The following is a 12,820-nucleotide window of genomic DNA, read 5'->3' on the forward strand; positions in this document are numbered from 1 at the left end:
CTACGACCGGAGGTGGACGGCTGCAGCCTGGCCTCAGACCTGGGTCACAGCGTCCGCAACCTCGTCCCGGTCCTCTGCCGTGGACGGCTGCTGGCGCCCGCCCACCATCAGGAGGCACAACCCGGCTGCCAGCAGGCACAACGCACCCGAGACGTACCAGGCCAGGTCGTAGTTGCCGAGGCGGTCGCGTACGACGCCCGCGAGCACGGCGGCGATCGCGGCCCCGATCTGGTGGGAGGCGAACACCCACCCGAAGACGATCGGTGCGCGGTCGCCGAAGAACTGCCGGCACAGCGCCATCGTCGGCGGCACGGTCGCGACCCAGTCCAGGCCGTAGAACAGGATGAAGACGAACATGCTCGGATGGACGTTGGCCGCGAACAGCGTCGGCAGCAGGAACAACGACAGTCCGCGCAGCCCGTAGTACGCCGCGAGCAGCGCGCCCGAGCTCATCCGGTCCGTCAGCCAGCCCGAGAAGATCGTCCCGACGACGTCGAAGATCCCGATGAGGGCCAGCAGGCTCGCCGCCGCAGGCGCAGCCATGCCGTGGTCGTGGGCGGCCGGGATGAAGTGCGTGCCCACCAGGCCGTTCGTACTGGCGCCGCACACTGCGAACGTCGCTGCCAGGAGCCAGAAGATCGGTTCCTTCGCGGCATCGCGCAGGGTGCGCAGCGCGAGCGTCGCGATGCCGGTGGTCGGCGCAGGAGGCGCCGCCACTGGCGTACCTGCAGGAGCGCCGTACGCGGTCGTGCCCATCGCGCCCGGGTGGTCACGCATCCGCCAGAGCACGAGAGGTACGACGAGCAGCGCAACTCCCGCGGTCAGCACGGCCGCCCACCGCCAGCCTTTGGCGTCCGCGAGATGGGCGAGCACGGGCAGGAAGATGAGCTGCCCGGTGGCGCCGGCGGCGGTCAGGATCCCGGAGACCAGGCCGCGGCGGGCGACGAACCATCGACTGGTGATGGTCGCGACCATCGCCATCGACATCGAGCCGGTGCCCAGCCCGACCAGCACGCCCCAGCACAGGATGAGCTGCCACGAGTGGGTCATCCAGACCGGGAGCAATGAGCCGACGCTGACCAGCAGCAGCGCACCGGTGACGACACGACGGACGCCGAACCGCTCCATGAGGGCAGCGGAGAAGGGCGCAGTCAGGCCGAACAGCAGCAGGTTGACGGACACGGCCGCGCCGATCACGCCGTGCGGCCAGCCGAACTCCTCGTGCAGCGGATCCATGAGGACGCCCGGCGTCGATCGGAAGCCGGCTGCGCCGATGATGGTCAGGAACGTCACGCCGGCGATCCACCAGGCAGGGTGGATGCGGCGGCTCACGGCTGACGGCGTGGGGCTGAGAGTCACGCGACCCAGCCTGGTGGGCCGGTCGACGCTGAGCCAGTGGCCTGAAAGCCAACATGTGCAAGAATCCGGCCATGGAGACACTGCGCCCCGTCCAGGCTCCGACGCATCGGGTCGTCGTCCTCGCGCTCGAGGGCGCGGTGGCCTTCGAGCTCGGACTCCCGCACCGATTCTTCGCCACGTCGAGCCTGCTGCCCGGGTGGCCGTCGAACCCGACCGGTGAGCCGCCGTACGACGTCGCGATGTGCACCGTGGACGACGGTCCGATCACGACCTCCGCCGGCTACCAGGTATTGCCGAGCCACTCGCGCGAGGCGCTGGCAACCGCCGACACGGTCGTCCTCGTCGGCATGCCGTGGCACGAAGTGATGGAGAACGGAAAACTGGACGCGCCGATCCGCGAGGCGCTCGCTCTCGTGCCAGATAGCGCGCGATGGTTGTCGATCTGCACCGGAGCCTTCGTGCTCGCCGCGCTCGGCAAGCTCGACCACGGTCAGGCAACCACGCACTGGATCCACGCGGACGCCTTCCGGCGGCTGTTCCCGCACATCGACCTCGACCCGGAGGTCCTGTTCATCGACAACGGCGACGTGCTCACCTCGGCGGGCAACGCTGCGGGAATTGACTTGCTACTACACGTGATTCGTCGTGATCTCGGCACTGAGGCCGCCAACCGCGTCGCGCGCGGATGCGTCGTGGCGCCATGGCGGGACGGCGGGCAGGCACAGTTCATCGACCGGCCAGTGCCGGCGCCGACCGAGGGTGGCACCGCAGCGACCCGGGCCTGGGCGCTGGAGCATCTCGCCGAGGATCTGTCGTTGCCCGTGCTCGCCCGACGTTCGGAGATGAGCGTTCGCACCTTCACCCGACGTTTTCGGGAGGAGACCGGTGAGAGTGCGGGGGAGTGGGTGCTCCGCCGCCGGGTCGAGCACGCTCGACACCTGCTGGAGACGACGAGCTGGTCGGTGGATCGCGTCGCCGCTGACTGCGGCTTCGGCACGTCCGCGTCCTTCCGTGCCCAGTTCCGGGCGTCCGTCGGACTGCCGCCCTCGGCCTATCGGCGGACCTATCTCACCTCGGCCTGACGCGAGCGCCTCACGCGAAGCGGTGGCGGGTGTGGGTGAACGGGCCCTTGCCGAAGGCCAGGGCCTTGCGGATCGGGACGCTGTAGACCGTGGACCGCTCATCGCGACCCGCCTGCCTGAACTCACCGTCGACGACCTCGTACTGCCAGGTACCGTCCCACTTCTGGGCCCACAGCTCGGCGAGCCGGGTCAGCGCGGCGGGGTCGGTCACCAGCGTGGCCTCGCCTTCGACCACCACGTCCAAGCCGGACTGCCAGTCGTTGGACCCGGTGAGCAGAATGACGTGCGGGTTGGCCTGCAGGTTGATGTCCTTCTGCTCGGTCGGGCCGGTGGTGAAGTACATCGTGTCGTCGAGCAGGACCGCCACCAGCGGGCTCACGTGTGGTCGGCCGTCCGCGCGGACCGTGACCACCCAGAACAGCTGAGCCTGATCGAGCTCGCCCCGGGTCGTCTCCCATGGCGTCGCGCTGGTGTCTGCCTCGCTGAAGCGTTGGTCCAGCTCGGTCTGTGGAGTCGTCACGATCGGTCCTCTCGCTCAGGGCTCGTCGCGGCCGCGACGAGCCGGTCGATGGTCTGCGCGGCAGCGAACCCACCGGCGAACCTGTTGCGCAGGACGGCCACGGCCACCCCGCTGTCGATGTCGGCGTACCCGACGCAGCCGTTCATCCCGAGCATGCCGAACGTGCTGCCCGGGCGAGCCCCGAGTGCGGGTCTGGCGAGGCTGTAGCCGAAGCCAAGCTCGGTCGGCATGTCCATCACGACGTCGCGACCGCGGTAGTGCACCTCGGCCAAGTCTCGTCGACGCCCGTCCGAGACCAGGTCCACGCCTCGTACGTGCCCGAGCAGCCCGGCGTACATCCGGGCCAGCGCGCGGGCCGAGGCGACGCCCTGTGAAGGGATATCGGCGGTCAGCACGTCGACGCGGTTAACGGTGTCCGGATCGGGCACGAACGGCATGGCGCGCCCGATCGGCGATCCCGGTGGAGGGGGCGGCGATGGCTCGTCATCGGCGAGCAGCACCTGGCGCGCGACGCGAGGCAGCGCCTCCTGCGGTACGCCGAAGTACAGCTCGTCGGTCATGTCCAGCGGGTCGCTGATCGCGTCCCGTAGTGCTGCGGACGCGGTCCGCCCCGTGATGCGCCGCACGGTCTCGCCGAGCAGGAAGCCGTAGGTGTGGGCGTGGTAGCCCAGCGCCGAGCCAGGCGGCCACCACGGTGACTGGTCGGCGAGGGCGGTGCACATCCGGTCCCAGTCGGTCAGGTCGGTCGCCGTGGTGCCAGAGGGAAGGCCGGGGACTCCGGCCGTGTGCAGCAGCGCGTGTCGGACGGTGACCGCGGACTTGCCATGGGTGGCGAACTCCGGCCAGACCTCGGCGATCGGCTTGTCGTAGTGGACGACGCCGCGCTCGGACAGGACGTGGACCACGGAGGCCATCACCGCCTTGGCAGCCGAGCCGATCCAGAAGAGCGTGTCCGGCCGGACGGCTGCATTGGTCTCGATATCGGCCGTGCCCGCTGTCGCCTCGACGACGACGGTGCCGTGCTGGATGACGCACACCTGAAGTCCGGTCTCTGCGCCCGAGCGGACCATCTCCTCGAGGGCGATCTGTACGCGGTCGGCCAGGTCGCTCACGTCGACTCGCGCCTCCCGACTCACCACTTGCTGATCACAAGCACCTCATCGCAGGCTAGCCATAGTGGTGGTAGTTTGCAAGCAGAAAGAGGGAGGGTCGATGACCACCGCACCGCGTTCGGGCTGCCCGATCAACGCCGCCGTCGAGGCCTTCGGCGATCGTTGGTCGCTCCTCGTGCTGCGCGACATCATGTTCGGCAACCGCCGGCACTTCCGCGAGCTGCAGGCCGGCTCCCTGGAGGGCATCGCCTCCAACATCCTCGCCGATCGGCTGCGCCGGCTGGTCGACGGTGGGTTGCTGACGAGGGAAGACGCCGGCCGCGGCAGTCGTGCGGCGTACAGCCTGACCGAGTCCGCGATCCAGCTCGTCCCGGTCTTCGCCCAGCTCGGGACATGGGGCGTCGCGCACCGACCCACCACACCCGAGCTACGCGTACGGGCCGAGCTGCTGACCGAGGGTGGCCCGAGTGTCTGGGCTGCCTTCATGGACGAGCTGCGCGAGATCCATCTCGGCGTGGCCCGTCCGGACGGATCGGGATCGGTGCTGGCCGACATGTCCGCCGCGGTTGCCGCCGCCCCGCCGTCAGCGGGCTGACGAGTCTGGCGGGCGAGGCTCAGAGCGCGGATCGGGCAGGCCGTACTCTCCATGCTCATGGCCAAGCGTGTTCCAGAGGGTCCAGCCCCCGACCCAGCAGTCCAGAAGCTGCGCGTGCAGTACGCCAAGCGTGGCCGGCTGCGGTTCTCCTCCACCCGCGACTTCCAGCGTGCGCTGGAGCGCGCGCTGCGCCGGGCGCAGGTTCCGATGGCGTTCTCGGCCGGCTTCCACCCCCATCCCAAGATCAGCTATGCCAACGCGGCGCCGACGGGCACCGCGAGCGAGGCCGAGTACTTCGAGATCCAGCTGCGTGAGCGTCGCGACCCCGACGATGTTCGGGACGCGCTCGATGCTGCCCTGCCGACCGGGCTCGACGTGCTGGTCGTTCGTGAGGCCGAGGCGGGCTCGTTGGCCGACCGGTTGCAGGGCAGTGAGTGGCGGCTGGACTTCGCCGGCGTGGACACCGCGGTGGTCGGGTCGGCAGTCGAGGCGTTGCTGTCCCGGGAACGGGTCGAGGTCACCCGGATGATGAAGAACGGGCCACGGACGTTCGACATGCGCGAGGCAGTCCTGTCCGCTGTCGTGACCGAAGGTGACCGTACGCCGGGGGCCGCCTCGGGTGCGCGACTCACCCTCGTGCTGCGGCACACCACGCCGACCGTGCGCCCGGATGATGTGCTCTCCGGGCTGCGTCAGGTGGGCGATCTCGAGCTCGACCGGACGCCACTGGTCACCAGGTTGCGGCAGGGTCCATTGGTCGACGACACGGCCGTGTCGGACCCATTGGAAATCGATTGACATTTCAGTGTGTGCGATACTGGCTGACGGTCGCACAGAGTTCCACAGTGCCTGTGTGCCCCGATCACGTTCCGACCGCGAGCGCGCCAGCATCTGGCTGCCCGCACCGCGTGGGTGGCTGACGCTTTCTGGCGAAGCCGCCGACCTGAGCTGATCGGCGCCGAGGTTCCGGTGACGCGCAAGCCGCGAGCCCCCTCGTCGTAGCAGACGACTTCCGTCCGTCGCGATCCCGCGACAGCGGCGGCGTATCACCGCACCACGCGGGCGCGTCGAGCCACCCGGCTCGCGCTGTGGGCCGCCCGTGTGCTGACGGGAGGAGGGGCTTTGACCCTCGACTTTTCTGACCAGTCCGAGACGGACGAACAGACCACGCAGCCGGACGAGGCTGCCGCCAACGAGTCCAAGCAGGACGCGCCGACCGAGACGACGCCTGAGGACACGAGTGCGGCGGAGGCCCCCATGGGCGCCTCGGCGTTCGGACTCCTCTTCCAGGCTCCTGATCTCGAGCAGCGCGTGCCGCGCCGTCAGGCCCAGGTCGTCCTGGAGGACGACGACGAGACCGATGACGAGGACGACTCGATCGAGAGTGCGGACTCCGGTCCTCGCGACGACGACTCCTCGGCCGATGACGAGTCCGGCCAGGGCCCGCGGCGTCGGCGCCGCGGCGGACGCGGTCGGCGTGGCACTGCGCGCGACGACCGTGACGAGCGGGACGGTCAGGACACCGACTCCGAGGACACCCCGTCCGAGAGCCAGCAGGCCGGCAACACGTCCGGCAAGGGTGGCGGCCGCACCAAGAACGCCAAGAAGGACGCCGAGCAGGACTCCCAGCAGTCCGAGGAGTCCGACGCCGGGCCTGAGGACGACAGTCAGGGCGACTCCGATGAGTCCGGCACCAGCCGTCGTCGTACGCGCCGTCGTCGCCGTAGCGGCACCAGCGCACCCGAGGGCGAAGACCCGCCCGGCACCGTGACCAAGGTCCGTGAGCCGCGCAAGGGTCGCGACGAGGTCACCTCGATCAAGGGCTCCACCCGTCTTGAGGCCAAGAAGCAGCGTCGCCGCGAGGGACGCGAGGCCGGTCGTCGCCGCACCGTGATCACCGAGGCTGAGTTCCTCGCCCGGCGCGAGAGCGTCGAGCGTCAGATGGTCGTGCGCGAGAGCGAGGGCCGTACCCAGATCGGTGTGCTCGAGGACGGCGTGCTCGTCGAGCACTACGTCTCCCGCGAGAGCCAGCAGGCCTCGATGGCCGGCAACGTCTACCTCGGTCGAGTCCAGAACGTCCTGCCCAGCATGGAGGCGGCGTTCGTCGACATCGGCCGTGGCCGCAACGCGGTCCTGTACGCCGGTGAGGTCAACTGGGATGCGGCCGGCCTGGAGGGTCAGCCCAAGCGCATCGAGCACGCGCTGAAATCCGGTGAGAGCGTCCTGGTGCAGGTGACCAAGGACCCAATCGGCCACAAGGGTGCGCGGCTCACGTCGCAGATCTCCCTGCCGGGTCGCTACCTGGTCTACGTACCGGGCAACTCGATGACCGGCATCTCGCGCAAGCTGCCCGACACCGAGCGGGCCCGTCTGAAGAAGATCCTCAAGGAAGTCGTCCCCGAGGACGCCGGTGTCATCGTGCGCACCGCTGCTGAGGGCGCGAGCGAGGCCGAGCTGAAGGCCGACGTCGAGCGACTGACGAAGATCTGGGAGAAGATCCAGAAGACGTCCCAGACCGCCTCGGCGCCCTCGCTGGTGCACGGCGAGCCCGACCTGACCGTCCGCGTCATCCGCGACGTGTTCAACGAGGACTTCGCCAAGCTGATCGTCTCGGGCAACCAGGCCTGGGAGCAGGTGAGCGACTACGTCAGCTCGGTGGCTCCTGACCTCGCCGACCGCCTCCAGAAGTGGACCGGTGAGAAGGACGTCTTCAGCGTCAACCGCGTCGACGAGCAGCTGGCCAAGGCGATGGACCGCAAGGTCTGGCTGCCCTCCGGTGGCTCACTGGTCATCGACCGCACCGAGGCGATGACCGTCATCGACGTCAACACCGGCAAGTTCATCGGCTCCGGGGGCAACCTCGAGGAGACCGTCACCAAGAACAACATCGAGGCGGCCGAGGAGATCGTCCGCCAGATGCGGCTGCGCGACATCGGCGGCATCATCGTCGTCGACTTCATCGACATGGTCCTGGAGTCCAATCGCGACCTCGTGGTCCGCCGCCTGCTGGAGTGCCTCGGGCGCGACCGCACCAAGCACCAGGTCGCCGAGGTCACCTCGCTCGGCCTCGTGCAGATGACCCGCAAGCGGGTCGGCACCGGCCTGATTGAGATCTTCTCCGAGCCCTGCGAGCACTGCGGAGGCCGCGGCATCATCGTGCACGACCACCCGGTCGACAAGGGCGGCAGCAGCAACGGCGGCAGCTCCAGCGGTGGCGGCGGCAAGGGCAAGCGCAACAAGGGTGGCGGTGGCCAGGGCAACCAGGGCGGCGGTCAGTCCAGCAAGCCTGCCGACAAGGAGGAGGCGACCGAGAAGGTCGACTCCAACGGTCGTACGGCGGCTCAGATCGCGGCTGCCGCACACGCCGCAGCGGTCGGCACCGGTGAGGAGAAGGCCGACGAGTTGCCGGTCGAGGCGCCTGCGGTGGCCGCTCCGGCCGCCGCGCCCGAAGCCGACAGCCTGCCGATCGTCGTGGCCGAGGCTCCGGCGGACAGCGCGCCTGCTCGCCGTCCCCGTCGCAAGCGCGCACGGGTCGTGGCCCCGGCTGGGCCTCCCGGTGCGGCCGCCGCGACGTTGGTCGACCCGACCAACGAGGCAACCACCGCAGCCGAGTCCAACTGAGTTTGGTTCTGACGGGAGGCACCGGGTAGTCTTGATCCTCGGTGCGTCCCGTCGGACCGGTCACACGGATGAGTACGACTGTATTCGTGTGCCATGTTTGAGGTCCCAGCGCTGAGCGCCGGGACAGCACCCATGTTCTTCGTGAACTGACCCCTGAACGACTAGAGAGTGAGACAGACGTGTACGCGATCGTTCGCGCGGGCGGCCGCCAGGAGAAGGTCTCCGTCGGCGACGTCCTCATCATTGACAAGGTCAACGGTGAGGCCGGCGACAGCATCGACCTCACGCCGCTCCTTCTCGTCGACGGCGAGACCATCACCAGCGACGCTGACAAGCTCGCCAAGGTGACGGTCAAGGCCGAGGTCGTCAAGGCCGAGAAGGGCCCCAAGATCACGATCATCAAGTACAAGAACAAGACCGGTTACCGCAAGCGCCAGGGTCACCGTCAGCCGCTGACCCGCGTCAAGGTCACCTCGATCGAGTCCTGAGGGAGATACAGAGATGGCACACAAGAAGGGTGCGTCCTCGACCCGCAACGGTCGTGACTCCAACGCACAGCGACTCGGCGTGAAGCGCTTCGGTGGTCAGGTGGTCAACGCCGGCGAGATCATCGTTCGCCAGCGTGGCACGCACTTCCACCCGGGCCAGAACGTCGGCCGTGGCGGCGACGACACGCTGTTCGCGCTGTCGGCCGGCGCCGTCGAGTTCGGCACCAAGGGCGGCCGCAAGGTCGTCAACATCGTCGCCCAGGAGACCGCTGACGCGGCCGTCTGAGCAACGCATGACCTCACGTGAGGGGGCTGGCCTGCACGGCCCGCCCCCTCTCGCATGTCCTCAAGCAGGTACGCCACGCGTCACCTCCCGAGGGCGCCCGCACGTCACACTTGGTCACATCAGCTGACCGACAGGAGCACCATGGCTACTCAGTTCGTCGACCGCGTCGTCCTGCAGGTCGTCGCCGGCAACGGCGGTCACGGAGTGGCCTCGGTGCACCGAGAGAAGTTCAAGCCGCTCGGCGGCCCGGACGGTGGCAACGGCGGTCGTGGCGGTGACGTCGTCCTCGAGGTCGACCCGCAGTCCACGACCCTGCTGGACTACCACCGCAGCCCTCACCGCAAGGCCACCAACGGCAAGCCGGGCGCCGGAGACGAGCGCAACGGTGCAGACGGCGACGACCTGGTCCTTCCGGTCCCCGAAGGCACGGTCGTCAAGGACGGCAGCGGCGAGATCGTCGCCGACCTGGTTGGCGCTGGCACCCGGTTCGTGATCGCCCAGGGCGGCCGCGGGGGACTGGGCAACAAGGCGCTCGCCTCGGCGCGTCGCATCGCTCCTGGATTCGCGCTGCTGGGTGAGCCGGGCGACGAGCTCGACGTCGTCCTGGAGCTGAAGACGCTCGCCGACGTCGCTCTGATCGGCTTCCCGTCGGCCGGCAAGTCGAGCCTGGTGTCGGTGATGTCCGCTGCCAAGCCGAAGATCGCCGACTACCCCTTCACCACGCTCGTGCCCAACCTCGGCGTCGTCACAGCCGGCTCCGAGCGCTACACGATCGCCGACGTACCCGGCCTGATCCCCGGCGCCAGCCAGGGCAAGGGTCTGGGGCTGGAGTTCCTGCGCCACGTGGAGCGCTGCTCGGTCCTGGTGCACGTGATCGACTGCGCCACCCTCGAGCCGGGCCGCGACCCCATGACCGATCTCGACGTCATCGAGCACGAGCTCTCCGAATACGTCCCCGACGCCTCGCTCGGCGGCAAGCCGCTGTCCGAGCGCACCCGCATCGTGGTTCTCAACAAGGCTGACGTGCCCGACGCCCGTGAGCTGGCCGAGATGGTGCGCCCCGACCTGGAGGCCAAGGGCCTCGAGGTGCACATCGTCTCGGCGGTCGCGCACCAGGGTCTCAAGGAGCTCTCCTTCGCGCTGGCCGGTCACGTCGCGACCGCCCGCGCCGAGGTCGAGGTCGCCACACCGGCCCGAATCGTGTTGCGCCCCAAGGCTGTTGACGACTCCGGGTTCGAGGTTCGTCGTGAGCACACCTCCGACGGCGATATCTTCCGCGTCGTCGGTGAGCGCCCGACGCGCTGGATTCGCCAGACTGACTTCGCCAACGACGAGGCTGTCGGCTACCTCGCGGACCGGCTCAACCGGCTCGGCGTCGAGGACGCACTCTTCAAGGCCGGTGCCGTCGCCGGGTCGACGGTCCTCATCGGACCGGTCGACAACGCCGTGGTCTTCGACTGGGAGCCCACCATGGCCACCGGCGCTGAGCTGCTCGGTGCGCGCGGCACCGACCTGCGGCTGGACGAGCAGCACCGTCCGACTCGCGCCGAGAGGCGCGATGAGTTCCACTCCCGCAAGGACGGCCAGCGCGAGGCGCGAGAGTCCCTGCAGGCCGAGCGTGAGGCCGGGATCTGGACCGAGCGCCCGCCTGTCGAGGTCGACGAGGACTGAGCGCCGACGTACGACGTCCGTTCCTCTGACATGGACATCGAGGCGACCGCCGCCCGCGCGAACTACGCTCGGCTCCTGTGAGCGAGCCCAGCACGACGTCGGCACGCGCGGCAGTGGCCTCGGCGCACCGCGTGGTCGTCAAGGTCGGCTCCAGCTCGCTGACGGACGAGGCGGGCAACCTGTCGCCCGACCGCCTTGCGGCGCTGGTCGATGTGCTCGCCCGACGCCGTCTGGTCGGCAGCGAGATCGTGCTCGTCTCCTCTGGTGCGATCGCGGCCGGGATCAAGCCGCTCGCGCTCTCTCGTCGCCCGCGTGACCTGGCCACGCAGCAGGCGGCGGCTAGCGTCGGTCAGGGCGCGCTGCTGGCCGCCTACACGGGGGCGTTCGGCCGGCACGGCCTGACCGTTGGGCAGGTGCTGCTCACCGCTGACGACGTCACGCGGCGTACCCACTACACCAACGCGCGGCGCACCCTGGAACGTCTGCTCGCCCTGGGCGTTGTCCCGGTCGTGAACGAGAACGACACCGTCGCGACGCACGAGATCCGTTTCGGCGACAACGACCGGCTGGCTGCCCTGGTGGCGCACCTGGTCGATGCCGACGCGCTCGTGCTGCTCTCGGACGTCGATGCGCTGTACGACGGCCCGCCGAGTCGTGCCGGCAGCGCCAGGATCGCCGAGGTCGCCTCCGTGGAGGAGATCGCACATGTCGACATCGCCGGGACCGGATCCGGCGTCGGCACCGGCGGGATGCAGACCAAGGTGGAGGCCGCGACCATCGCTACGGCGGCTGGCGTACCCACGGTGCTGACGGCCACGCCCCTGGTGCAGGCTGCGCTGGACGGCGATGACGTCGGGACGGTCTTCCACCCGACCCACGGGCGAGGCCGCGCACGACGCCTGTGGCTGGCGTACGCCACCACACCGCAGGGGCGCCTCGTCCTGGACGACGGCGCCGTGGCGGCCGTCACGCAGCGAGGCAAGTCGTTGCTCCCGGCGGGGATCGTGGGGATCAACGGACGCTTCTCCGAGGGCGACCCGGTGGACCTCGTCGACACCCGCGACCAGGTCGTGGCGCGCGGTCTGGTCAACTACGACGCGAAGGAGCTGCCCGACCTGCTGGGTCGCAGCACCCGTGATCTGGCTCGCGAGCTCGGACCCGAGTACGAACGAGAGGTCGTCCACCGCGATGACCTCGTAGTGATGCACGGACACCGGCGATGAGCCCGGCCGACGAACGGAGAGACGACGTGGGGCAGCCCGCGCACGAGGGGACGGCTCCGGCCGACACCGAAGACCTGGACACTGCGCACCTCGACGGTGCGACCGCCAGTCGCGAGGTCGAGGGCGAGGAGGCCGAGGCCGAGGGCAAGGAGTGGTGGGAAGACCCGCGGATGCCCTGGAAGGGCAAGCCCGGACGCGCCGATCTGTGGTGCTGGGGCGCGATCTCGCTGATCGGCATCTACGGCTTGGTGACGCTGCCGTTGCGGCCGATCCTGCTCAGCCTCAACCCGTATGCACTGGCCGCGGTCAACGGCTCCTCTATCGCGATGGTCGACATCGGCGCCGACGTCAAGCTGGGTGACGAGCCCTACTGGTGGATCGGGATGCTGCTCGCGTCCCTGTCCGTGATCAAGTTCGACTGGATCTTCTGGTGGGCCGGGCGCCTGTGGGGGCACGGGATCATCGAGGTGATCGCGGGTCGGTCGCGCTGGGCCGCACGCACCGCGCATCACGCCGAGCGACTGGCTCACCGGTTCGGCGCTCCGGCGCTCTTCCTCGTCTGGTTCATCCCGTTCATCCCCAGTGCGATCGTCTACGCCTTCCTCGGCAACGCCCGGATGAAGCTGCGGACGTTCCTGCTGATCGACTTCCTCGGTGCGCTGTGCAACCGGGCCGTCTACGTCTATCTCGGCTACCGCATCGGTGAGCCCGCCAAGGACGTCGTCAACCTGATCAGCAAGTACAGCTGGTACATCTCGATCGCGCTGATCGTCGGGATCTTCGTCAGCAGCGCCCTGCGAGCTCGCAAGCAAGCTGCCGCCTGAACGTGCTGCCGGCGCGTACGACATGTGAGCACGCCTTCG

At 69.2% G+C, this 12,820-nt stretch carries 12 protein-coding genes; 9 read left to right on the forward strand and 3 right to left on the reverse strand.

The annotated features are described in order from the left end of the window. Nucleotides 1–33: 33 nt before the first annotated feature. Nucleotides 34–1,359 carry an MFS transporter gene (locus VV02_RS12410; RefSeq protein WP_245633062.1) on the reverse strand — a complete coding sequence of 442 codons (1,326 nt, stop codon included), beginning with the start codon at nucleotides 1,357–1,359 and terminating at the stop codon, nucleotides 34–36. A gap of 71 nt (nucleotides 1,360–1,430) precedes the next feature. On the opposite strand from VV02_RS12410, the gene VV02_RS12415 reads away from it, so the two are divergent. Beyond that, nucleotides 1,431–2,441 (forward strand): GlxA family transcriptional regulator, encoded by a 1,011-nt coding sequence (locus tag VV02_RS12415; protein WP_157063391.1) that lies wholly within the window; start codon nucleotides 1,431–1,433, stop codon nucleotides 2,439–2,441. A gap of 10 nt (nucleotides 2,442–2,451) precedes the next feature. On the opposite strand, the gene VV02_RS12420 is transcribed toward VV02_RS12415, so the two are convergent. Together VV02_RS12420 and VV02_RS12425 are read right to left on the reverse strand one after the other, a co-directional pair. Beyond that, nucleotides 2,452–2,961, reverse strand: coding sequence for a pyridoxamine 5'-phosphate oxidase family protein (locus VV02_RS12420; RefSeq protein WP_052591838.1), 510 nt, complete (start codon nucleotides 2,959–2,961; stop codon nucleotides 2,452–2,454). Then, complete coding sequence (locus VV02_RS12425) at nucleotides 2,958–4,073, reverse strand: serine hydrolase domain-containing protein (RefSeq protein WP_052596925.1); 1,116 nt, start codon at nucleotides 4,071–4,073, stop codon at nucleotides 2,958–2,960. The genes VV02_RS12420 and VV02_RS12425 overlap by 4 nt, the downstream gene beginning before the upstream one ends. A gap of 100 nt (nucleotides 4,074–4,173) precedes the next feature. On the opposite strand from VV02_RS12425, the gene VV02_RS12430 reads away from it, so the two are divergent. The 8 genes from VV02_RS12430 to VV02_RS12465 all read left to right on the forward strand — a co-directional run bounded on the left by VV02_RS12430 (nucleotide 4,174) and on the right by VV02_RS12465 (nucleotide 12,781). Next, nucleotides 4,174–4,668 carry a winged helix-turn-helix transcriptional regulator gene (locus tag VV02_RS12430; RefSeq protein ID WP_052591839.1) on the forward strand — a complete coding sequence of 165 codons (495 nt, stop codon included), beginning with the start codon at nucleotides 4,174–4,176 and terminating at the stop codon, nucleotides 4,666–4,668. Nucleotides 4,669–4,725: 57 nt separating this feature from the next. Next, nucleotides 4,726–5,466 carry a TIGR03936 family radical SAM-associated protein gene (locus VV02_RS12435; protein WP_052596927.1) on the forward strand — a complete coding sequence of 247 codons (741 nt, stop codon included), beginning with the start codon at nucleotides 4,726–4,728 and terminating at the stop codon, nucleotides 5,464–5,466. Between the two features lie 324 nt (nucleotides 5,467–5,790). Further along, on the forward strand, nucleotides 5,791–8,289 hold the full coding sequence (locus tag VV02_RS12440) for an Rne/Rng family ribonuclease (protein WP_052591840.1): 2,499 nt from the start codon (nucleotides 5,791–5,793) through the stop codon (nucleotides 8,287–8,289). A gap of 179 nt (nucleotides 8,290–8,468) precedes the next feature. Beyond that, complete coding sequence (rplU, locus tag VV02_RS12445) at nucleotides 8,469–8,777, forward strand: 50S ribosomal protein L21 (RefSeq protein WP_052591841.1); 309 nt, start codon at nucleotides 8,469–8,471, stop codon at nucleotides 8,775–8,777. A gap of 13 nt (nucleotides 8,778–8,790) precedes the next feature. Continuing rightward, nucleotides 8,791–9,063, forward strand: coding sequence for a 50S ribosomal protein L27 (gene rpmA / locus VV02_RS12450; protein ID WP_052591842.1), 273 nt, complete (start codon nucleotides 8,791–8,793; stop codon nucleotides 9,061–9,063). Between the two features lie 141 nt (nucleotides 9,064–9,204). After that, nucleotides 9,205–10,734 (forward strand): GTPase ObgE, encoded by a 1,530-nt coding sequence (obgE, locus tag VV02_RS12455; protein WP_052591843.1) that lies wholly within the window; start codon nucleotides 9,205–9,207, stop codon nucleotides 10,732–10,734. A 77-nt stretch (nucleotides 10,735–10,811) separates the two neighbouring features. Beyond that, nucleotides 10,812–11,957: a glutamate 5-kinase gene (proB, locus tag VV02_RS12460; protein WP_083450120.1), complete on the forward strand. Its 1,146-nt coding sequence runs from the start codon at nucleotides 10,812–10,814 to the stop codon at nucleotides 11,955–11,957. Between the two features lie 26 nt (nucleotides 11,958–11,983). Then, nucleotides 11,984–12,781, forward strand: coding sequence for a DedA family protein (locus VV02_RS12465; protein ID WP_169787680.1), 798 nt, complete (start codon nucleotides 11,984–11,986; stop codon nucleotides 12,779–12,781). The last annotated feature ends 39 nt before the right edge of the window (nucleotides 12,782–12,820 follow it).

The sequence above is a fragment of the Luteipulveratus mongoliensis genome, assembly GCF_001190945.1.
In the GTDB taxonomy this organism is placed as follows: domain Bacteria; phylum Actinomycetota; class Actinomycetes; order Actinomycetales; family Dermatophilaceae; genus Luteipulveratus; species Luteipulveratus mongoliensis.